23 protein-coding genes and 1 pseudogene are annotated in these 21,180 nt (G+C 53.6%); 13 read left to right on the forward strand and 11 right to left on the reverse strand.

The window, feature by feature from the left end; all coding sequences use genetic code 11:
* The first annotated feature begins 16 nt into the window (after positions 1–16).
* Both EVJ26_RS08245 and EVJ26_RS08250 read left to right on the forward strand, forming a co-directional pair.
* A complete protein-coding gene (locus tag EVJ26_RS08245) occupies positions 17–1,534 on the forward strand; it encodes a GGDEF domain-containing protein (RefSeq protein WP_131470236.1) in 1,518 nt (505 codons plus the stop codon).
* Positions 1,531–2,025, forward strand: a complete 495-nt coding sequence (locus tag EVJ26_RS08250) for a hypothetical protein (protein WP_131470237.1) — start codon at positions 1,531–1,533, stop codon at positions 2,023–2,025. Before EVJ26_RS08245 ends, EVJ26_RS08250 begins: the two co-directional genes overlap by 4 nt.
* Positions 2,026–2,068: 43 nt before the next feature.
* On the opposite strand, the gene EVJ26_RS08255 is transcribed toward EVJ26_RS08250, so the two are convergent.
* Positions 2,069–2,941: an ROK family protein gene (locus EVJ26_RS08255; protein ID WP_161566949.1), complete on the reverse strand. Its 873-nt coding sequence runs from the start codon at positions 2,939–2,941 to the stop codon at positions 2,069–2,071.
* 136 nt (positions 2,942–3,077) lie between these two features.
* Between EVJ26_RS08255 and EVJ26_RS14555 the strand changes: the two genes are divergently transcribed.
* From EVJ26_RS14555 to EVJ26_RS08270, 4 genes are read left to right on the forward strand one after another with little or no spacing between them, the layout of a single operon-like run.
* Complete coding sequence (locus tag EVJ26_RS14555; RefSeq protein WP_255417551.1) at positions 3,078–3,200, forward strand: hypothetical protein; 123 nt, start codon at positions 3,078–3,080, stop codon at positions 3,198–3,200.
* Positions 3,197–3,898, forward strand: a complete 702-nt coding sequence (locus EVJ26_RS08260; protein ID WP_131470238.1) for an ABC transporter permease family protein — start codon at positions 3,197–3,199, stop codon at positions 3,896–3,898. The genes EVJ26_RS14555 and EVJ26_RS08260 overlap by 4 nt, the downstream gene beginning before the upstream one ends.
* Positions 3,891–4,502: an SAM-dependent methyltransferase gene (locus EVJ26_RS08265; protein ID WP_131470239.1), complete on the forward strand. Its 612-nt coding sequence runs from the start codon at positions 3,891–3,893 to the stop codon at positions 4,500–4,502. Before EVJ26_RS08260 ends, EVJ26_RS08265 begins: the two co-directional genes overlap by 8 nt.
* 16 nt (positions 4,503–4,518) lie before the next feature.
* Positions 4,519–5,181, forward strand: a complete 663-nt coding sequence (locus tag EVJ26_RS08270; protein ID WP_131457830.1) for an NAD(P)H-dependent oxidoreductase — start codon at positions 4,519–4,521, stop codon at positions 5,179–5,181.
* 38 nt (positions 5,182–5,219) lie between these two features.
* Here EVJ26_RS08270 and EVJ26_RS08275 read toward each other — a convergent pair whose 3' ends face one another.
* Both EVJ26_RS08275 and EVJ26_RS08280 read right to left on the reverse strand, forming a co-directional pair.
* Complete coding sequence (locus EVJ26_RS08275; RefSeq protein ID WP_131468911.1) at positions 5,220–5,855, reverse strand: nitroreductase family protein; 636 nt, start codon at positions 5,853–5,855, stop codon at positions 5,220–5,222.
* Positions 5,852–6,298, reverse strand: a complete 447-nt coding sequence (locus tag EVJ26_RS08280) for a MarR family winged helix-turn-helix transcriptional regulator (RefSeq protein WP_131468909.1) — start codon at positions 6,296–6,298, stop codon at positions 5,852–5,854. Before EVJ26_RS08280 ends, EVJ26_RS08275 begins: the two co-directional genes overlap by 4 nt.
* 179 nt (positions 6,299–6,477) lie before the next feature.
* On the opposite strand from EVJ26_RS08280, the gene EVJ26_RS08285 reads away from it, so the two are divergent.
* From EVJ26_RS08285 to aceA, 3 genes are all read left to right on the forward strand, one after another.
* Positions 6,478–8,670 (forward strand): malate synthase G, encoded by a 2,193-nt coding sequence (locus tag EVJ26_RS08285; RefSeq protein WP_131470240.1) that lies wholly within the window; start codon positions 6,478–6,480, stop codon positions 8,668–8,670.
* A complete protein-coding gene (locus EVJ26_RS08290; RefSeq protein WP_131457828.1) occupies positions 8,667–8,963 on the forward strand; it encodes a hypothetical protein in 297 nt (98 codons plus the stop codon). Before EVJ26_RS08285 ends, EVJ26_RS08290 begins: the two co-directional genes overlap by 4 nt.
* A gap of 66 nt (positions 8,964–9,029) precedes the next feature.
* Entirely contained in the window at positions 9,030–10,304 is a 1,275-nt protein-coding gene (aceA, locus tag EVJ26_RS08295) for an isocitrate lyase (RefSeq protein WP_131470241.1), read from the forward strand.
* A gap of 43 nt (positions 10,305–10,347) precedes the next feature.
* Here aceA and EVJ26_RS08300 read toward each other — a convergent pair whose 3' ends face one another.
* Positions 10,348–11,544 (reverse strand): LysM peptidoglycan-binding domain-containing protein, encoded by a 1,197-nt coding sequence (locus EVJ26_RS08300; RefSeq protein WP_131457954.1) that lies wholly within the window; start codon positions 11,542–11,544, stop codon positions 10,348–10,350.
* A gap of 277 nt (positions 11,545–11,821) precedes the next feature.
* On the opposite strand from EVJ26_RS08300, the gene EVJ26_RS08305 reads away from it, so the two are divergent.
* On the forward strand, positions 11,822–12,565 hold the full coding sequence (locus EVJ26_RS08305; RefSeq protein WP_131457953.1) for a FixH family protein: 744 nt from the start codon (positions 11,822–11,824) through the stop codon (positions 12,563–12,565).
* Between the two features lie 33 nt (positions 12,566–12,598).
* On the opposite strand, the gene EVJ26_RS08310 is transcribed toward EVJ26_RS08305, so the two are convergent.
* Positions 12,599–14,224, reverse strand: a complete 1,626-nt coding sequence (locus EVJ26_RS08310; RefSeq protein ID WP_131468907.1) for an ABC-F family ATP-binding cassette domain-containing protein — start codon at positions 14,222–14,224, stop codon at positions 12,599–12,601.
* A 132-nt stretch (positions 14,225–14,356) separates the two neighbouring features.
* On the opposite strand from EVJ26_RS08310, the gene EVJ26_RS08315 reads away from it, so the two are divergent.
* Positions 14,357–14,968, forward strand: coding sequence for a stage II sporulation protein M (locus EVJ26_RS08315; RefSeq protein ID WP_161567614.1), 612 nt, complete (start codon positions 14,357–14,359; stop codon positions 14,966–14,968).
* A gap of 23 nt (positions 14,969–14,991) precedes the next feature.
* On the opposite strand, the gene EVJ26_RS08320 is transcribed toward EVJ26_RS08315, so the two are convergent.
* The 4 genes and pseudogenes from EVJ26_RS08320 to EVJ26_RS08335 all read right to left on the reverse strand — a co-directional run.
* Positions 14,992–15,714 carry a DNA/RNA nuclease SfsA gene (locus tag EVJ26_RS08320; protein ID WP_131470243.1) on the reverse strand — a complete coding sequence of 241 codons (723 nt, stop codon included), beginning with the start codon at positions 15,712–15,714 and terminating at the stop codon, positions 14,992–14,994.
* Positions 15,715–15,716: 2 nt separating this feature from the next.
* Entirely contained in the window at positions 15,717–16,163 is a 447-nt protein-coding gene (locus EVJ26_RS08325; protein ID WP_131470244.1) for an OsmC family protein, read from the reverse strand.
* A 54-nt stretch (positions 16,164–16,217) separates the two neighbouring features.
* Positions 16,218–17,456 carry a peptidase T gene (pepT, locus tag EVJ26_RS08330; protein ID WP_131470245.1) on the reverse strand — a complete coding sequence of 413 codons (1,239 nt, stop codon included), beginning with the start codon at positions 17,454–17,456 and terminating at the stop codon, positions 16,218–16,220.
* 115 nt (positions 17,457–17,571) lie between these two features.
* A pseudogene (locus tag EVJ26_RS08335) lies at positions 17,572–17,697 on the reverse strand (SDR family oxidoreductase); the annotation flags it as partial.
* A 296-nt stretch (positions 17,698–17,993) separates the two neighbouring features.
* Here EVJ26_RS08335 and EVJ26_RS08340 point away from each other — a divergent pair.
* Positions 17,994–19,085 carry an RNA-guided endonuclease TnpB family protein gene (locus EVJ26_RS08340; RefSeq protein WP_131470246.1) on the forward strand — a complete coding sequence of 364 codons (1,092 nt, stop codon included), beginning with the start codon at positions 17,994–17,996 and terminating at the stop codon, positions 19,083–19,085.
* Between the two features lie 168 nt (positions 19,086–19,253).
* Here EVJ26_RS08340 and EVJ26_RS08345 read toward each other — a convergent pair whose 3' ends face one another.
* Both EVJ26_RS08345 and EVJ26_RS08350 read right to left on the reverse strand, forming a co-directional pair.
* Positions 19,254–19,928: an LrgB family protein gene (locus tag EVJ26_RS08345; protein WP_131470247.1), complete on the reverse strand. Its 675-nt coding sequence runs from the start codon at positions 19,926–19,928 to the stop codon at positions 19,254–19,256.
* Positions 19,925–20,281, reverse strand: coding sequence for a CidA/LrgA family protein (locus EVJ26_RS08350; RefSeq protein WP_131470248.1), 357 nt, complete (start codon positions 20,279–20,281; stop codon positions 19,925–19,927). The genes EVJ26_RS08345 and EVJ26_RS08350 overlap by 4 nt, the downstream gene beginning before the upstream one ends.
* A 151-nt stretch (positions 20,282–20,432) precedes the next feature.
* Here EVJ26_RS08350 and EVJ26_RS08355 point away from each other — a divergent pair, with 151 nt between their 5' ends.
* A complete protein-coding gene (locus EVJ26_RS08355; RefSeq protein ID WP_131470249.1) occupies positions 20,433–21,170 on the forward strand; it encodes a YwqG family protein in 738 nt (245 codons plus the stop codon).
* Positions 21,171–21,180: the final 10 nt, after the last annotated feature.

Consider the following 21,180-nt stretch of genomic DNA (forward strand, 5'->3'; position numbering starts at 1 on the left):
GAAATGAGGGGTAGCGATGGTATACGGTTTATTGATTGTTGGCATCGTCCTGATCACACTCGTCATCAACGTACTGCGCTTGATGACGACCCCATCTTTGAACCGTTGGCTACTCGTTGGGGCGAGTAGCCTTGTCGTGATTTGGCATGGGATTCTGTTCGACTTTTATGATTTACATTGGTCAGTGCTGCTGCTCATCGCGACCGGCCTCATCTGTTTTCAATGGACGGGCATGGTGACCGCGACTCTTGTCGGTTGGTTGCTCGTCTATAGCCAATCAGGAAACTTATCGTTTCCATTGTTGCTCAGTTATATCTTTTTCGGACTCGGTGCCGCGCTCTTGTTCGGTTATATTAAACAATTGAAACGGGAACGATCGGATCGGTTACGGATGTTGACGACAAGCTCTCGTCAATTGAACGTGTTTCGTGAAGTCAGCTTCACGATGCAAGATACGCTCGACCCGGACCGTCTCCTACAGACGATTTTGACATCGGTGACGGCAGGTCATGGGCTCGGCTTCAACCGCTCAATCATCTTTTTTGCCGACCCGGAAAAAGACAGCATTTACGGCGTCATGGGGACGGGACCGATGAATCCCGAGGAAGGGTACCAAATTTGGGAAGAAATCACACGGCAACATTATGACCTTCAAGATTTAATTGACGAGAAAGAGACGGACTCGACACACGATGAGCCATTGAACGAACGGATTCGTAAAATGACGTTCCCATTTAATTCCAATCATGTGTTTAAACAGACACTCGACTCGGGCCGACCCCAACACGTCTATGCGAGCATCACCGATGATGCGGTCCTACGACTATTACATACAGAGTTACAGATGGACGAGTGCACAATTTTCCCGTTACATCATCAAGGTATCCCGTACGGATTGCTCGTCATCGATAACGTCGTCAACAAGAAGCCGATCACCCCTCAAAAAATCGATGGGGTTCGGCCCATCGCGGAACAAGCATCGCTTGCGTTGCATCAGACGACGCTTTATCAACGGATTGAGACGCTCGCGCTCCGTGACGGACTGACTCGTTTGAAGAACCATCGCTCGTTCGAGCAAGATTTGGATGTATTGTTCCGCGAGTGTGATGAAGACGAACTGTCGCTCATCGTCATGGACATCGACCACTTCAAACATTATAACGATACGAACGGCCATTTGGCGGGGAACGAACTGTTGACGCGACTCGCGAGCGTCATTCGCCGAAGTGTACCCGATGAACAGATGGCGTATCGGTTCGGCGGCGAAGAGTTTGTCGTTTTGCTCCCGCAATTCGATGAGATCGGAGCGACGCACGTGGCCGAAACGATTCGTTCAGCCGTGCTCGGTACAACATTCACGCACGGGAATCAACAACCGGGCGGGCAGTTGACGCTCAGTTTTGGCGTCGCCTCGAAGCATACGCTTCGTGATCAGACGGTCGAACAGTTGATTGAATGTGCGGACCAGGCGCTTTATGCGGCCAAGTCACGCGGGAAAAATCAAGTCTGTCGCTGGGAAGGGGTGGCGCTATGAGTGAGTTTAGCGTCATGATGATGGCGGTCGCCTTTGTTGGGACCATACTGCTGTCGAGCCGGTACTGCTATCTATTCATCTTACGTCACATCGCCAAGCGTGAGGCGACTGCGTTGCACGTTTCGTTACAAGACGTCTCGTTCTCGTTTGATCAGATGGTTTATTTTATTGCCTTGCCGACGACAATCCCCGAAGTAAAGGACGCGATGAAAGACGAGCTCATCATTGAGCCGTATTACGAGTCGCACTTCTTTCCTGACGTGAACGGGATACAAGTCTCTGTTAAATCGGGACAGGAAGTGATCCCGATTACGTATTTGCCAGTCGATGATTTCAGTTTACCGATCTTAGATCGCTATCTAGAGACGCGGAAGATCGATGAGCGAACGAACCGCATCATTCGCGCCCACGTGATTGTTCATGATCGGACGCTCCAAGCCATCCGGGACGAGGTGTATCACCACCTTCATGAGGACCGCATCAGACAATAGAAAACAGGGTTTCCGTCACCAAGCAGTGATGGAAACCCTGTTTTTAGTTCGTTAAAAGGTGGAACCGGACAGCGCCGATCAAGTTGGCCTCATTGAAGTGGGCGCACGTCTCGACGTCGATCCGGAACGTGCCGAACGAATCCGTGAGCACATCGAGGTGACGCTTGATGCCGTCACGGACTTCAGGCCGCCGGCTGATGCCGCCACCGATCAAAATCCGTTCCGGGTCGAGCCCGAACTGGAGATTGTAGAGTCCGATCGCATTCCAACGATAGAAGTTTTCGAGTTCCTCATGGATACGTGAGTCCGATTGAAGGTCGAACACGTCTTTGCCGGTGAGGGGCAGTCCGAGGCGATCACTGCACCGCTTCACGAGAACGGCCGTCGCACCGACTTTACTCCACGTGCCGTCCGGGTGGGGGGCATTCGGGTCAAGAATCCAATAGCCGTACTCGCCGCCATGGAAGTGTGAACCGACCATGACTTCGTTCGAGTCGATAAAAGCACCACCGACACCCGTGCCGATGACGACTGTCGCATAACGTTTCAAAGAAGCGGCGGCCCCGGTCCATCCTTCGGCGAGCGCTGCCGCGTTCGCGTCGTTTAGGACGGTGACGGGTAAGTCGTACTGGTCTTGAAACGGCTCGAGGAAAGGCTGTTCGTGAATGTAGGGGAGGGCGGTAACGCCGTGAATCACCCCGGTCGACGAATCGACGGCGCCGGGAGCGCTAAAGGCGATTCCTTGGATCGGTCCCGCGGCTTGCGTGTTGTTCACGATTGCATCGATCTGTTCGAGAAATGCTTTCCACGTCTTAGGGGTCGGGACGTGGTCGTTCGACAGAAGTGTCCCATCAGTTTGGACGACTCCGTATTTGATACTCGTTCCACCGATATCGATGGCTAGATAATGTTGCATAGTACTTACTCCTTTACGGGGGATTTTGTTGTCAAGGCTATGTTTGGGGCATGGTATGATAGATAGACAAGAACACATGCTTATCCACATTAGCGCACCATGCCAAATGATGCAAATCGGTCGCGAGGAGGTTCACATGGATGTTCATATCGGGAACGCCGGTTTTGAGACGGAAGCGGCGAAACGACAGCTGCGCGAATCGCTTCAATCGGTAAGCAGGACGTTGTTTGAAATGGTTGAACATGTGGCCGTGCGATGACAGCTCGGTATTTATTGAAGCGACGCGTCATGGACCATGCGGCCAAGCATTGGAAAACGTGGCGGCTCAGATTGTACGTCGTGTTTCCGCTCTTTTTCTTTCTCGGTTATCAGTATATCTTGTTCTGGCAAGGTGGTCTTGATTGGATCGGCGACGTTTCGGCGTTCGTTTGGGCGGTGCTCTTCCTGCTCCTTGTCGTCAGCGATACGTTTTTCATTTGGGTCGAACGAGCAGATGTCAGGCGAAGCACCGGCGATGCGCTCATCAAGGTGTTGAAGCGCTATTCGCTGTCCTATCATATCGTTAAGCTGCTCATTAAATATGGTGTGGTCGTTTCGTTGTTTAGGCCGGTGCTCGTCGATTGGGGATGGACACATGCTTCAATTTTGTCATTCTTCTTGTCGGTTCTCCTAATCGCTTGGCTCCATATGTGGACTCAGTATCAGTTACAGATTAGGCGAAGCCATTGGATGTCGCGGGTTAGCGTCACGATCGTCGCCATGATTTGCCTATATGCGTTCCTTGACGGCCGTCCGCTCGCGGCAGTCGTCTTCGGCAGTGGTTTCGTCGCACTGGCACTTTATGCCGGGGAAGGTTGGATGTCGCGTCAGCCGTACCTTGATCGCGAAATCGACTTGGCCGAGGCGTTGCATGATTCATTCTTCCAAAAAATCAAGAAGGGACACTTTCATGACTGAACAACAATATGAACGACTGCTACAAATCGAGACGGTGAAGCCTCAGCAAGGCTTCCCGACCTCGGTCGAATACCATCGTTATGAGCCGACCCCATATGCTGCGCTCGACTTGTTGCGCGACGCCTATCCGCTCGAGCCGACGGACACGGTCGTCGACTTTGGATCCGGGAAAGGGAGGTTGCCGTTTTATCTCGCCTACACGTTCCGTGTCCGCGCCATCGGGGTCGAGATGGATGGGGGCTATCACGAGGAGGCGCTTCAAAACTGGGTCAACTATACGAAGAAGCATCGGTCGCGTGGGAGCACCCAGTTCGAGTGCGCGTATGCCGAACGGTTTATGATCCCACCTGAGGCGAACCGATTTTATTTCTTCAACCCGTTTTCGGTTCAAGTGTTCCGCAAAGTCGTTGCCAATATTCTCGACTCGGTTGAGCTCTCGCCGCGTTCGGTCGATATCATCCTCTACTATCCGTCCGACGATTATTTACACTTTTTGAATGATGAGACACCGTTCCGTTACGTCCAAGACGTCCGATTGCCGTTGAAGAATCTTCATGAACGGTTTCTCATTTATCGATTTGATATGATGGAGTCATCTTGGTAATGGGGAGTGGATTTGAGTGAAGAAAAAAGATATTTTAGAAGCGTACCGTTGGCGTCAAGCGACGAAAGAGTTCGACGCGGACCGCAAGATTGATGAAAGCGACTTTGAATTTATCCTGGAGACGGGACGATTGTCACCGAGCTCATTCGGCTTCGAGCCGTGGCAGTTCGTCGTCGTTCGCCGCGAAGATTTACTTCAAAAAATTAAAGACAACACGTGGGGCGCTCAAGGACAAGCGTTGACGGCAAGCCATTTCGTCTTGATTTTGGCCCGGACTCCTGAGGCGATGCGCTATGATTCGGACTATCTGCGCCACATCATCACTGGCGTCCAAGGACGGACCGAGGACGAATATGCGCTCCGAATCAAACGAGTGCAGGAGTTCCAAGAACAAGATTATCGTCTGTTAGACGATGAGCGAGTGTTCCAAGAGTGGATCAAGCGCCAGACGTACATCCCGCTCGGCAACATGATGACGGCAGCAGCCCAAATCGGGATCGACTCATGTCCGATCGAAGGGTTCAACCAACAACAGATTGACGAACTGTTGATTTCAGAAGGTGTCATGGAACGCGGGGCGTGGTCGCTCTCGGCCATGATCGCGTTCGGTTACCGGGCTCGCGATTTCGCGCCGAAGACGCGCCGCGACTTCAACGAGGTCGTCAAATACATCGGATGAAAAAAAGCTCAATCGCCTCGACGCGATTGAGCTTTTGCTTACTTCCAGTCTGTGATGCGGTCGATTGGGAAGCGGACCGACGGGTAACCTTCTTCTGCGGCTTTACCGATCGAGAGGAGCATGACCGGGAGGTAGCGTTCTTTCTCGAGACCGAACGCTTCGGCGATATTCTTCTTATCGTAGCCGCCGATCGGGTTCGTGTCATAGCCGTGGGCACGGGCGACGAGCATGAGCTGCATCGCGACGAGGCCTGAGTCGAGCAAGATGCTGTCTTTGATCATTTCGTTCGGTGCGTCTTTGAAGATGCCTTTGATCATGTCGACTTGGCGGTCGCGGACTTCAGGAGGCATCAGGCCGCGCTCGACGGCAGAATTGAAGATCTCTTCCGTGTAGTCGGCCATTTGGTAGTCGGCGAAGATGGCGATGACAGCCGATGACGTCTCGACTTGACGCTTATTGAAGCTCGAGAGCGGGAGGAGTGTCTCTTTTCCGGTGGCGCTGTCGATGACGACGAAGCGCCATGGCTGAAGGTTGAGCGAAGACGGTGCTGTCGTCGCTTCCTCGAGGATTTGTGTCATTTCGTCTTTCGAGATTTTGACGTTCTCGTCATAGACGCGAATCGAACGGCGTCCTTTTACAATCTCCATAAAGTCTTTCTGTGTTGTCGTGTTCATGTTAGGGTCTTCCTTTCGTGTTGAATATTGTGTTGTAACGTATTTAACAGGTCGAGCAAATGTTGTTGCTCCTCTACCTTCATGTTTACAAAAAGTCGGTCCGATAAGCACTTCTTTTGCTCGGTCCAATGTGCAATTTTGTCACGACCGAGCTCGGTCAAGTCGACGTAGATGACACGATTGTCTTGAAGACATCGTTCACGAGCGATCAGCCCTTGCGTCTCGAGTTGTTTCAAGTGACGGGTGATGGCCGCGTGATCGACATCGACGCGCTGTTGCAGCTCGCGTTGGCGAAGCGGACCGACGTGATTCAAGTTGCTCAAAATATCGTATCGGGTCAGGCTCAGTCCATCCATTTCGGTATCGAACAGCTGGCTGAGTTCTTTTTGTACAGTGATGACGTTGTAGAGAATTTGGTCGCTAGGCGAACAAGATTCGCGCATCCATAACCCTCCTTAACTAATTGATGACTCAATCATTGATGGGTCATGTAATCTATCGTAACGCGTTTTTCGTTTGTGGGCAAATAAAAAGTTTAAAAAAACTGTTGCCAAACTGTTATATAATAGTCTATATTAAAGTCAACTGATATATAACAACAAATACGGGAGGATGTGAAGGCTTGGAACAGTATACACAAGTAGGTACTTATCGCGTACATCGGGAGCTCCTCGACTTCGTCTCGGCTCATGTATTGCCAGGAGCCGAGACGGGCCATCAGTTTTGGCAAGGAGTCGAGCGCATACTAGACGAGTTCATTCCTCGAAATGAGGCGTTGCTTCACGAACGGAAGTCGTTTGAGCGACTGTTACAGAAGTGGTACAGCGAACAGAAACCAAATTTCGACATTGTCGGCTACGAGCGCTTCCTCCAATCAATCGGCTACATCGAACCGGTCGTCCCTGATTTTAGTATCGATGTCTCGGGTGTCGATTCGGAGATCACACAGCAAGCGGGACCGCAGCTCGTCGTCCCGCTCGACAACGCACGCTATGCGCTGAACGCGGCGAACGCACGCTGGGGAAGTCTTTATGACGCGCTGTATGGAACGGACGTCATCGATGAAGCGGACGGAAAAACGAAGTCGGCCGGCTACAATCCGGTCCGGGGTAAAGCGGTCATCGCTTACGCCAAACAATACCTCGACGACACGTTCCCGCTTCTAACGGGTTCGCACCGGGACGCGGAAGGATACGCGGTTCGCGCCGATGAACCATACGTCATCATCAACGGACAAGACGTCCCGTTCAGCAATGACTGTTTCGTCGGTTACGTCGGGAATCCGGACAGTCCGACGAGCTTAGTGCTCGTCCATAACGGCCTCCATGCCGAACTGAAATTTGACCGGAACCATCCGATCGGCCGCACGGATGGGGCAGGGCTCACCGATATCGAACTCGAGTCTGCCTTATCGGCCATCGTCGACTGTGAGGACTCGGTCGCAGCCGTCAACGCTCGGGACAAGGTCCACCTGTACAAAAACTGGCTCGGGCTGATGGACGGCACGCTCGAAGCGACGTTCACGAAAGGCGGTAAGCCCCTCAAGCGCCAGCTGAATGAAGACCGCCGCTACACAGGCAGAAACGGACGAGACGTCGTGCTACCGGGACGTTCCTTACTGTTCATTCGGAACGTCGGTCACTTGATGACGACAGATTTGATGCTCGACAATCAAGGAAGGGAAGTACCGGAAGGAATCCTCGACGGCATCTTCACGTCACTGATCGCGAGCCGTCACCTCGACTCAAAACGGAACTCGCGGGAACGGTCGATCTACATCGTCAAACCGAAAATGCACGGTTCAAAAGAAGTCACGTTCACGAACGACTTGTTCGACGCGATCGAAGACGTGCTCGACTTGCCGCGCCATACGCTCAAAGTCGGTGTGATGGACGAGGAGAGACGGACGTCGCTCAACTTGAAAAACTGCATCGAACGCGTGAAGGGGCGAATCGTCTTCATCAACACCGGTTTTCTTGACCGGACCGGTGACGAGATCCATACGTCGCTCACGTTCGGGCCGATGCGCAAAAAAGGCGAGATGAAGACGTCGGCTTGGCTCGATGCCTACGAACGCTTGAACGTCTTGACCGGACTCGCGGCCGACTTCTATCAACAAGCCCAAATCGGCAAAGGGATGTGGGCGATGCCTGATAAGATGCGCGACATGATGCGGGAGAAAGTCGCCCATGCTGAGTCCGGCGCGACGACCGCCTGGGTCCCATCGCCGACGGCCGCGACGCTCCACGCGCTCCATTACCATCAAGTGGATGCGTTCCGTGTCCAACGTGAGTTGGTGCAACGGTCGTTCGATATCGACAGCGAACGGAAACGCCTGCTCGAGATTCCGCTCGCGACACGCGTCTATACAGACGATGAAGTGAGGGAGGAGCTCGAGAACAACCTGCAAGGGCTGCTCGGTTATGTCGTCCGCTGGATCGAGCAAGGCGTCGGCTGCTCGAAAGTGCCGGACATCCACCATATCGGGTTGATGGAGGACCGGGCGACGCTCCGCATCTCGAGCCAACACGTGGCCAACTGGCTCTATCATGGTGTCTGTACGCGTGAGCAAGTCGAAGCGACGATGTACCGGATGGCTGAAGTCGTCGACAAGCAGAACGCGGCCGACCCGAACTACCGGCCAATGACGCCGGACGTGACCGACTCGATCGCGTATCAAGCAGCAAAAGACTTAGTGTTCGAAGGAACGGATTCGCCAAGCGGGTACACGGAACCGATCTTGCATCGCCGCCGCCGTCAGTTTTTGACACAGTCGACACTTGAATTGAACTTAAAAGGAGGAGCATCATCATGACAACGAAAAAAATCGAAAGCGAACAGTTAATCGAACGTTGGGTCATCCGCCGCATCGTCTCTGGAGAGTCGACAGCGACGCTCGCCAATACCGCATTCGTATACGGCAACGACTTGATGCGCCTCGTGCTCGACCGGACGGACGGTTCGCTCCAAATCATGAAAGAACCGGTCGAGGAAGTCGTCGTGTTCCGCAAACCGGAAGAGCGGGACGAGGAAAACGTCTGCCGCAGTTGTGGGATGGAACATTCGACGTTCAAGTCGGCACTCGAATGCTGCGCCTACTTGGATTAAGTGCGCAACATCTGTTATATAACAAATTTATTAAAATAAAACTAATATAATACAGGAGGAATAACAATGAATGAACAACGCATGCAACTCGAGAAGATTTTTCAGTCGGAACGGTTTGACGGGGTCGAGCGTCCGTACGGAGTCGACGACGTCATGAAGCTTCGTGGATCGGTCTTGATCGAACATACACTCGCGACGAAAGGGTCGGAACGTCTGTGGGACCTGCTCCACAAACGGGATTACGTCCACGCGCTCGGGGCGCTCACCGGAAATCAGGCGATCCAACAAGTGAAGGCGGGGCTTGAGGCCATCTACTTGAGCGGCTGGCAAGTCGCTGCTGATGCGAACTTATCAGGGCATATGTATCCGGACCAAAGCCTGTACCCGGCCAACTCGGTACCGAGCGTCGTCAAGCGAATCAATCAGGCGCTGCAACGGGCCGATCAGATTCAAACGGCGGAAGGGAAAGGGGATACGCACTGGTTCGCGCCGATCGTCGCCGATATGGAAGCTGGGTTCGGCGGTGTGCTCAACGTCTTCGAGCTGACGAAAGCGATGATCGAGGCCGGCGCGGCCGGTGTCCACTTAGAAGACCAGCTGTCTTCGGAGAAAAAGTGTGGTCACCTCGGCGGTAAAGTATTGCTCCCGACGCAAACGGCTGTGAAAAACTTGATCGCGGCGCGCCTCGCAGCAGACGTCATGGGCGTATCGACGATCATCGTCGCCCGGACGGACGCGCATGCGGCCAACTTGATCACAAGTGACATCGACCCGATCGACCATCCGTTCATCGTCGGCGACCGGACGCCGGAAGGCTTCTACCGGACCGAGGCCGGCATCGAGCAGGCGATCGCCCGCGGTCTCGCCTATGCGCCTTACGCCGATCTCGTCTGGTGTGAGACGTCGGAACCGGACTTGGACGAGGCACGCCAGTTCGCGGACGCAATCCATACGAAGTATCCTGGAAAAATGCTCGCCTACAACTGTTCACCTTCGTTCAACTGGAAGAAGAAGCTGTCTGACGACGAGATCGCGACGTTCCAACAAGAGATCGGGGCGATGGGCTACAAGTTCCAATTCGTCACACTCGCCGGGTTCCATTCGCTCAACTTCGGCATGTTCGAGCTCGCCCGCGGCTATAAAGAGCGTGGGATGGCAGCATATTCTGAGTTACAACAAGCCGAATTTGCGGCCGAACAACACGGCTACACGGCGACGCGCCATCAGCGTGAAGTCGGCACCGGCTACTTCGATGAAGTCTCACTCGTCATCTCGAGCGGACAGTCGTCGACGACAGCGCTGGCTGGATCGACCGAGGCGGAACAGTTTGAAGTGAAATGAAGCAAACAAAAAAGATGATGCCGCGGCATCATCTTTTTTGTGGTTAACGAGGAATTGTGAGTACTTGACCGATGCTGATCAAATTGATGTTCGTGATGTTGTTGGCAGCAGCGATTTTGGCGACGGTCGTATTATATGTCGTCGCAATCTTATAGAGCGTGTCGCCTGACTTGACGGTATACTTCACGGTCGTCGCTGGCGGAGGAGTGACGGTTGTGCCTGGGATGATCAGTACTTGACCGACGCTGATCAGGTTGATGTTCGTGATGTTATTGGCGGCAGCGATTTTGGCGACGGTCGTTTTGTACAGTGTCGCAATCTTGTAGAGTGTATCGCCTGCTTTTACCGTATATTTGACAGTCGTCGCTGGGGGTGGTGTGACGCTTGTTCCTGGGATGACGAGCACTTGACCGACACTAATTAGGTTGATGTTCGTAATCTTGTTAGCGGCAGCGAGTGCAGCGACGGTGACGTTGTAAGCCCGGGCGATGCTATAGAGCGTGTCGCCTGATTTGACAGTATACGTTTTAGCGGTTGAAGTAGATTGGTAAGCGAGCAATTGGGAAACTGTCACGAACTTGTAGCCTTTCGCTTTCAGTTGCGAGATCATCGTCGGCAAGGCGAGCGGTGTGCCCGGTGCGCCAGCGCCAGTGTGCATGAGAACGATCGATCCTGGTTTGATGTTTGTTTGGACTTTCGTATTGATTTGGCTAGCAGTGAGCCCTTTCCAGTCAATCGTGTCGATGTTCCATTGGATCGTATAAGCGTAGCCGGCAGCGCCGACACCGCTCAAGACGGCGCTGTTCACGGCGCCAAACGGAGCCCGGAAGATCGGTTTTGTCGTTTTACCGGTCAGTGATTTAACAATTGCTTCGGTACGGTCGAGTTCGGTCTTCATTTGAGTGGCGGTCAACTGGGTGAAGTATGGGTGGCTGTACGAGTGGTTACCTAGTTGGTGACCTTTAGCTGCGATGTTTTTAATGTATTGAGGATGGTGGTTGGCGCCGGTTCCAGTCAAAAAGAAAGTGGCTTTGACGTTGTTCTTGGCAAGTATGTCCAAAATCTTGTTCGTATTCGCACCATCCGCTCCGTCATCGAACGTCAATGCCACGACTTTACTCGTCGTGTTCACGCTCGTTATGAACTTCGAAGCAGCGGCATCAGCTGATTTTGGATAGGCGACTAACGGTGCCAGCACGATCAACAAAGCCATCAATAACCGTACAAATTTGCTCTTCATTTTTCCTTTCGCCTCCATTCTTGGTGTATGTATCTTGGTGTCAAGGCTTTCCATATATTGAGCTGTGTATATATTTTATATACCCCGTTTTGGTGATAAACACGTGATAAACCTAAAAATAGGCAAAGGGATTTTTGGATAATGACTCTCAAATTTTGTGTTTAATTTATGAGCAGGAGGCGTGGTAAATATCACAAAATCCTCACACACTTCCTGAAAAAGGATGATATCATGAACAAAGTGTGAAACGTGTAAGCGATTAACTAGGGGGGTCATGATGAGACAAACAGTGAAACGAATCGGGATGGCCACAGGGTTAGCCGGTCTGTTCGTCCTCGGGGCATGCGGGACAGAAGAGGCGGACAATGCGACGGAGATGGTGCAGTCGATGGAGCCCGTCGAAGCAGAATTGAACGTACCGGCGACAGCGGAAATAGATGAAGCGGTCACGTTATCGGTTCGCGTCACGCAAGACGGCGCAGGGGTCGATGACGCGGACGAGATCAAGTTCGAAGTGTGGAAGAACGGTGCCAAGGAAGAGAGCGAGATGCTGAAAGCTTCGCTCACGGAAGACGGGGTCTATGAGACGGAAGCAACGTTTGCGGATGAAGCGGTCTATACGGTCCAAGTCCATGTGACGGCGCGGGCGATGCACACGATGCCGACGGCGAACGTGACGGTCGGCCATCCAGAAACGGATGCTGAGGCTGAATCAGACCATCACCAACACGCCGGGGCCGATATCATGCTCGATCCAAAGCAAGTGACGGCGAATGAAGCGAGCCCGTTCACAGTCAACGTTGAAATTGACCATGAGGCGCTGACAGGTGCGGACGTTCAACTTGAAGTATTCAAAGACGGTGCGGATAAGCACGATTGGGTGAAGCTTGAGGAAACGGAAAACGGGAGCTATGCGGGTGAGCATACGTTCCCGGAGACCGGTACGTACAACGTCCAAGTCCATGTGACGAAAGGACACGACATCCATGAACACGTCATGGAGACAGTCGAAGTCAAATAAAAATCGATCGGCGCACGCGCCGATCGATTTTTATTATGCGTTTTGGTAAAGTGATTCGACTTGTTGTTGAAGTGATTCGTTCTCGAGGAACTGGTCGTACGTCGCTTCTTTGTCGACAATCCCGTTCGGCGTCACTTCGATGATGCGTGTCGCAATCGTCGAGATGAGCTGATGGTCATGTGAGCTGAAGAGGAGTACGCCTTTGAACGTCTCGAGTCCGTTGTTGAGCGCTGTGATCGATTCGAGGTCCAAGTGGTTCGTCGGATCGTCAAGGACGAGCACGTTCGAGTTCGAGAGCATCATCTTCGAGAGCATGCAACGAACTTTCTCTCCCCCTGAGAGGACAGACGCTTTCTTCATGACTTCTTCGCCAGAGAAGAGCATACGGCCGAGGAAACCACGGAGGAACGTATCTGACTCGTCAGCTGGTGAGAACTGGCGTAACCAGTCCAAGATGCTCTTATCTGAGCCTTCGAAGTATTCCGAGTTGTCTTTCGGGAAGTACGACTGGATCGTCGTCACGCCCCATTTGACCGTACCCGTGTCTGGCTCCATCTCACCCATGAGGATCTTGAAGAGCGTCGTGATAGCGACGTCGTTGCGACCGACGAAAGCGACTTTGTCCATCTTGTTCAATGAGAACGTGACGTTGTCGAGTACTTTGACACCGTCGATCGTCTTCGAGACGTTGTCGACGTACAAGACGTCATTTCCGATTTCACGTTCCATCGAGAAACCGACGAACGGATAACGGCGTGATGACGGACGGATGTCGTCCAGTGTGATCTTATCGAGCAACTTTTTACGCGACGTCGCTTGACGCGCCTTCGAGGCGTTCGAGCTGAAACGGGCGATAAAGTTTTGGAGCTCTTTGATCTTCTCTTCTTTTTTCTTGTTCTGGTCGTTGGCCATGCGCGATGCGAGTTGGCTCGACTCGTACCAGAAGTCGTAGTTCCCGACGTACAGTTGAATCTTACCGAAGTCGAGGTCAGCCATGTGCGTACAAACTTTGTTCAAGAAGTGACGGTCGTGGGAAACGACGATGACAGTGTTCTCAAAGTTGATCAAGAACTCTTCGAGCCATTGAATCGCTTTGATGTCAAGTCCGTTCGTCGGCTCATCGAGGAGCAAGATGTCTGGCTTACCGAACAACGCTTGGGCAAGGAGTACCTTGACCTTCTCGCCACCCGTGAGCTCGCTCATGAGTTTATGGTGCGACGCGTCAGTGATGCCGAGACCTTGAAGCACCGTTGCGGCTTCCGACTCGGCTTCCCAACCGTTCATCTCAGCGAATTCACCTTCGAGTTCAGCGGCACGCATGCCGTCTTCGTCAGAGAAATCTTCTTTCATATAGATTGCATCTTTTTCTTTCATGACTTGATACAAGCGCTCATGACCTTTGATGACTGTTTCAAGCACAGCCTGGTCTTCGTACGCATAATGGTCCTGTTTGAGGACGGCGAGACGTTCGCCAGGTGAGAAGCTGACGTCACCCGTTGACGTCTCTTGCTCACCGGAAAGAATTTTCAAGAATGTTGATTTACCGGCACCGTTCGCGCCGATCAAGCCGTAACAGTTGCCTGGTGTGAACTTGATGTTCACGTCTTCGAACAACTTACGGCCACCGAATTGAAGACTTACGTTATTTACTGTAATCATGTATAGAATACCTCGTTTTTCTGATTTGTTTACGACGTGTATTGTATCACGTTTTTTAAAAACGCGCAGTCGCGGGTAAATATGAAACAAATGTGGAACGGATTCGTATGAATGGATAAGGGGGAATCGTTCATGAAAACATCACTATCGATCCGCGAGGCGTGGAACGACTACTACCGCAAGGATTTCGTCCGACTGTTGCTCGTGTTCTTCGTGACAGGCGTCGTCTCGTATTGGTTATTCCGCACGTTCGTCGCGGCCGAACAAGTCGACGAGATTTTAGCCCAACTCGGCGAATCGTTTGAAGCGAGCGGGCTGACGTTCGACTCGAGTCCACGTGACATGATGATCGCCTTGTTCGTGAACAATACACGTGTCACGTTGCTCGCCTTCTTGCTCGGGATGATCCCGCTCTTCATCCCATATGTGTTCGTCGTCATCAACGCTGCCGTCATCGGCCTCGTCGCCATGCTCGTCGGTTTCACGGGCGAGTCGGTCGTCAAAGTGCTTGTTCTCGGGATTTTACCGCACGGCGTCACCGAGATCTCGGCGATTCTGCTCGGGGCGGCGATGGGACTGTCGCTCAACCGTCATGTATGGAAGAAGTTACGAGGAAAAGAAACGGACGTCACGTTCAAGGCGCTATTGATCGCAGGGGTCAAGACGTTCCTGTTCATCGCGGTCCCGCTCCTCGCTGTCTCCGCTGTCATCGAGGCGTACGTCACGCCGCTCTTGCTACAATGAAAGTCATCGCAGGATGGCTTTTTTTATTTGAAGTGATGTGTCATCTCGAGACAGCGCAGCGGGGTAATACCTTCTATGGTGACTTCGCAGTTCAACTGCCAGACTTCGAACCCGTCCGCGATCGCGTCACGGATCAGCCGGCGGATGGCCTCGTCATGTCTCCGCTTCGGATTGCCGGTGAAGACAGGCGCATCATATAAAAAGACATACAATAAAACGGCCCGTCCTGCTTGTGGCAACGTCGTGATCAGTGTTTCAAGATGACGAATGAACCGTTTCGTCTCGACAGGGATTTGCCTTGCGTTTCCTTCAAAGCGAGGGAGCGGCGTCACGAACAGTTCCGTTAGCGGTGTTTTCACTTCCATATAAACTGCATCGATTTTGAAATCGAGGCGCGAATCGCCTGACACGATTTCACGTTCGATGCATTCTGGAGACAGAAAGACCGGCAAAGCGTCCGCTTTCAAGAGATGTTCGACGTAGTCGTTGGCCCGTCCTTGATGGATGCCGATCCAGCGCTTGTCCCGGTCAATCGAGATGGCTTCCACCGTGAAAGAAGTGTGGCGTCGTGGATTGTTTGCCGCCGAGACGAGGCAAGGAACACCTTCGAAGATGATATCACCAATCCGTCCCGTGACCGGACAGTGGCACGCGACGATTTCGTCATCGAGCAACACGTCCATGACGAAGCGGTTGCGCCGCTTGACGATCACACCTTCTTCTAACGGTCGTTCAAACCGATACATCGTCAGTCGACGCGATTGACCGTCGTGTCGAGCTCGAACGTCACGTTGCCGGCCAAGGCGCGTGAAATCATACAGCCGTCTTTCGCTTTCTTGGCGATCCGTTCGACGAGCGTGATATCCCGGTCGGTCGCATCGGCCTGGACGTTGATCACCGTTTTATAGCGAATCGTCTCGTACGTGAACACGCCGTTCGTCACGTCGACGATGCCTTCGGCGTCGATTATGATGCCTTGATGCGTCAGGTCGCTCCGTCCGAGCATGGCCGCGAGCGTGATGATATAGCACGTCGCCGCAGCTCCGAGGAGCATCTCATCGGGATTCGTCCCGACGCCCGGTCCGTCCATTTCCGGGGGGATCGAGATTTGCGTCTTTAATCGTTCGGCCTCGATCGTGCCGACGTCGTTACGTCCGCCGGTCCAGTCAAGGTTCATTTGAAACGTATGCTTCATAAAAATCGCCTCCAATGTCTCTAGTGTAGAAGAGAATGATTGGAGGCGCATGTGTTATGCTCGCGCGCGTTCGGCGAACGTGCGGAGCGTCTGGATGATGACGTGTGTCGCTTTTTCCATATTGTTGACGGAGACGTACTCGAACTTGCCGTGATAGTTCTCGCCGCCAGTGAAGATGTTCGGTGTCGGCAGACCCATATACGACAGTTGCGAGCCGTCGGTCCCGCCGCGGATCGGTTCGATTACCGGTTCAATCCCGAGCTCGCGCATGACGTCGGCGACGGTGTCGACGATATGTTTGACCGGCTCGATTTTCTCGGCCATGTTGTAGTACTGGTCGTCCATTTTCAAGTCGATGCGTGCCTCGCCGTATTTTTGTTTCCATTCGGCGACAAGTTTCTCGAGGAAGACTTTCCGGGCTTCGAACTTCGTCCGGTCGTGGTCGCGGATGATGTATTGGAGAACTGTCGTCTCGACATCACCCGAGAATCCGTTCAAGTGGAAGAAGCCTTCATGATGGCTCGTATGTTCCGGTGCTTCGTCAGCCGGAAGGCGGTTCTGGAACGCCATCGCCAGTTTCATCGAGTTGACCATCTTGTTCTTGGCGCTACCCGGGTGGACGTTCGTACCGTGGAACGTGACGGTCGCTCCGGCGGCGTTGAAACTTTCATATTGAAGTTCGCCAAGCGGACCGCCGTCCATCGTGTAGGCGAAGTCGGCGTTGAAGCGGGCGACGTCGAACTTATGTGGTCCGCGCCCGATCTCTTCGTCCGGTGTGAACGCAATCCGGACCGGTCCGTGTGGGATTTCCGGATGCGCCAGTAAGTATTCGACCGCCGTGACGATTTCCGCCATGCCGGCCTTATCATCGGCACCGAGCAGCGTCGTCCCGTCTGTCGTCATGAGCGTATGGCCGACGTAATCGTCAAGCTCGGGGAAGTCACGCGGCGACAAGATAACATTGAGTGCCTCGTTCAAGACGATATCGCCACCCGCATAGTGTTCAACGAGTTGCGGATTGACGTTGGTGCCCGTAAAATCGGTCGCCGTATCGACGTGAGCAAGCAGCCCGATCGTCGGCACGTCATGGTCGACGTTACTCGGCAACGTCGCGAACAAGTAGCCGTACTCGTCGGTCTCGACGTCCTCGAGCCCAATCGCCTTCAGTTCGGCCTCGAGATGGCGGATCAAATCCCACTGTTTCGCCGTCGACGGCGTCGTCTCACTCGTAAAGTCAGATTGCGTGTCAATTTTGGCATACGTCATCAACCGTTCAATCAATTTTGCTTGCATAAAAAATACCTCCCCATATCGTTTCTCATCCGTTTTAGTGTAGCACGGGAACCGTTTGGAGAAGTATCAAAATTGTTTGAAAAATGGACAGGCGACCGAAGCGCCTGTCCATCGTTTACTGGATGATGACACCGCCGTCAATGACGAACTCGGCGCCCGTGAAGTAACTCGACTCGTCTGAGGCGAGGAACAAGACGAGGTTCGAGACGTCGGCCGGCTTTCCGATGCGTTTAAGCGGCACCGCCCGTCACAAGCGCGACTCCACCTTGTACACGTTTCATTGTCCTTCCTCCTTTTCAAAAAAGAAAGCAACCGTCTTCTTTAACATCATTAAGCGAGAATTCTCCCACCTCTAAGCGTCTGGGGCGAGGCCCAACGTAGGTGGGAGATGAATCGCCCGTACATAAACCTCTTGGGCACCCCTGTGACATAATTACGAACATAAGTTCTTGATTCCGTCAGATTTCCCTTCCCCCGCCGCGGGTATCGGAATGGGAAGAGAATCATCCTGACGCCGGGTGTGAAGGAGGGACAGACATGCTGAAGGGCTATAAATACCGGCTCTATCCGACGGCGGCACAGGCCGATTTCCTGGTCCGAACGATCGGCTGCGCCCGCTTCGTCTACAACAAGCTGCTCGAGGACCGCATCAAAATCCGCGAGGAGACGAAGGCGGGGACCGGACCGAAGCGGAAGCCGCCGACGCCGGCCTCCTACAAGCCGCTTTTCCCGTTCCTCTGCGAGGCGGACAGCCTCGCGCTCGCGAACGCGAAGCTGCACCTCGACACGGCGTTCGCGAAGTTCTTCGCCGGGACGGCCGGCTTCCCGGTGTTCAAGTCGAAACGGAAGGCGCGCGCCTCCTACACGACGAACAACCAGCACGGCACGATCCGCATCGAGGGAAACCTGGTCCGGCTCCCGAAGGTCGGGTTCATCCGCTTCACACAGCACCGAATCTTCGACGGCGAGATCCGGTCGGCGACCGTGTCGATGACGAGGACGGGCAAATTCTTCGTGTCGCTCCTCGTCGAACAGGACGACGAGCCGTGGGTCCCGGCCGAGCACAAGATCGGGATCGATCTCGGCCTCGGGCACTTCGCCGTCATGACGAACGACGCGCTCGTCACGGAGAAGGTCCCGAACCCGCGCAGCCTGCGCGAGGCCGAGGCGCGGCTCAAACGGGCGCAGCGCGCGCTCTCCCGCAAGAAGCCCGGCAGCCGGAACCGCGAGAAGGCACGGCTCCTATTGGCCAAGAAGCACGAGCAGGTCAAGAACCGACGGCACGACTTCCTCCACAAGCTGTCACGACGCATCGTCGACGAGAACCAAGTCGTCGTGGTCGAGACGCTGAAGCCGAGGGAGATGATGCAGGACCGCCGCCTTTCGAAGTCGATCGGGGATGCCGGATGGGGGGAGTTCGTCCGCCAATTGGAATATAAGGCTAGGTTCTATGGACGGACACTCATCAAGGCCGACCCGTGGTTCGCCTCGACCCAAGTCTGTTCGGCCTGCGGCGAGAACGGCGGCAGGAAGGATCTGCACGTCCGCGAATGGACATGCGCCGCATGCGGGGCGCTCCATGACCGCGACGTCAACGCGAGCCTCAACCTGTTGAGCCTTGCCGACTGAAAACCTTCAGGGCAGGGACTGCCCGACGCGCTTGGTCCACAACCGTGGCTGGTCAAAGCATGGTCTTCCCAAGAAGCTCCCACTTCAAGTTGCGAAGCAAATAAGTGGTGAGTAGTTCACTTATAATATGAGATGTTACATATTATGAAATATTTTGAACGATTGGCATTAGAAAAGGATAGGGAGCAACAACGGCAACAAAAACGACGTGAAGATGGCGGTCAGTCCCATTGCGGCACCACCGGTCGCGCCTGAGAGCGGATGCTCGGTCGCGGCTTGGGCCGTCCCGATGCCATGGCTGATCGTCCCAAGGGCGAGTCCACGTGTGAACGGATCGGTCACGTGGAACATGGAGAGGATCACTGGGCCGAGCATGGCGCCAAGGATGCCGCAGGCGACGGCGACCGAAGCGGCGAGCGCGGCGTCACCTTGTAACTGTCGTGCCAGCTCGAGCGCAATCGGCGAGGTCACCGATTTGACGGACAAGGCGAGCAAGACGTGATCCGTCAACTTGAGCGCGGTCCCGAGACCGACAGCGACGAAAATCGTGGATAACGTCCCGAGCACGATGGCACCGAGCGCTCGTTTAGCCCGAGCGAGCAGGATCGGCAAGTTGCGATAGAGCGGCAAGCCGAGCGCCACTGTCGCCGGCCCGAGCAGTGTCGTGATCGCATCTTTCGCCGGCGCATACGTGTCGTACGTTTGTCCAGAGACGAGCAACAGCAAGATGAGCGTGAGCGTGCTCAAAAAGACGACGTTCGTGAACGGGGACGCCCATTTGAATGACAGTTTCCGGCTCAACATGTAGACGGCAATGGTAATCAAGATCCAGAGGGCGGTCATGACGTCTCACCCCGTCTTCCGGAAACGAGAGCCGTCACGACGAGGCCGACCGTCATGCTGATGATCAAGGCGAGGAAGAGCGGAACGCCTTCCGCCTTTAAAAGCGAGCTATACGACATGAGCCCGACCGCGATCGGGATGAAGAAAAAGGCGAGGTGCTTCGTCAAGAAGCCGGCGCTATCTTCAATCCATTCGACGCGGATGATCTTGGTCATCAATAAGAGCAGTAACAGGACCATGCCGATGACGCTCCCTGGCACTTTTAAAGCGAGCACGGCGACGATCCAATTCCCGAGCGCGCTCAAGCCAAATAAGAGCGAAAGGCCGATAATCCATTTGATAAGACGTTGCATGTGATTCATCCTTTCGCATATACATTCAAAACGTATGAATTCTCTCAGACTTTCTTATGTCAGTCAAGATAGAGGCTGGGACAAAAAAGATAATGGGTACATACGTTCGGTGTGATAAACTACATGTATTCTAGACAAATGGGGTGTAAAGATGGAACTACACGTAGTAGAGCAGTTTATTCAAACGTATGGCCTTGAACACCGAGATGATATTTTGGCGGCGTTTTCGAAGCGTGTCAATTTAAAGCTTGTACCCCGAACGATGCGTGAAGAGGTTGCGATCGGCCACTCGAAATTTGGTGGGTATCCAGATTTACCGAGCGGGTCGGACCATCCTGGAGACAACTTGACATTTTTGGCGCAATTTCGCTTAAGCGACTTTGCCGGCTGTGAGTCGGTCGAGGCGCTTCCGAAAGAAGGGCTGCTGTCTTTCTTTTACGATCTTGAAGAACAACCGTGGGGTGACAAGGACGAACGTCATCTTTGGCGCGTCATTTATACGGAAGAGACGAGATTAGAGCGCATTCGAGTCGGTGAGGCACTCAATGAGCGGGCCGTCGCGTTCGAGGAATCCTACGCCCCGAACGTTGATCTACTATTCAATCTCATGACGGAAGACGAGTACACCGCCCTTGAAGCGTTGTTCGATGAAGGCGAGGTGCACGCAATCGGCGGTCATCCGAACGCAATTCAAAATGATGTGTTCGAAGAGGCTCAGGACACATATGGTGACCGCTTCAAGCGGCCGTTCCTGCTCTTCCAAATGGATTCGTCAGAAGAGCTCGATATCATGTTCGGCGATGTCGGGATTCTTTACTTTTTGATTCCGACAGAGGCGCTTCAGGCCCAACGATTCGAGGAGACCGAAATGATCATGCAATGTTACTGAACACAACAAA

The sequence above is a fragment of the Exiguobacterium sp. SH3S1 genome (assembly GCF_004337105.1).
Taxonomy (GTDB): domain Bacteria; phylum Bacillota; class Bacilli; order Exiguobacteriales; family Exiguobacteriaceae; genus Exiguobacterium; species Exiguobacterium aurantiacum_A.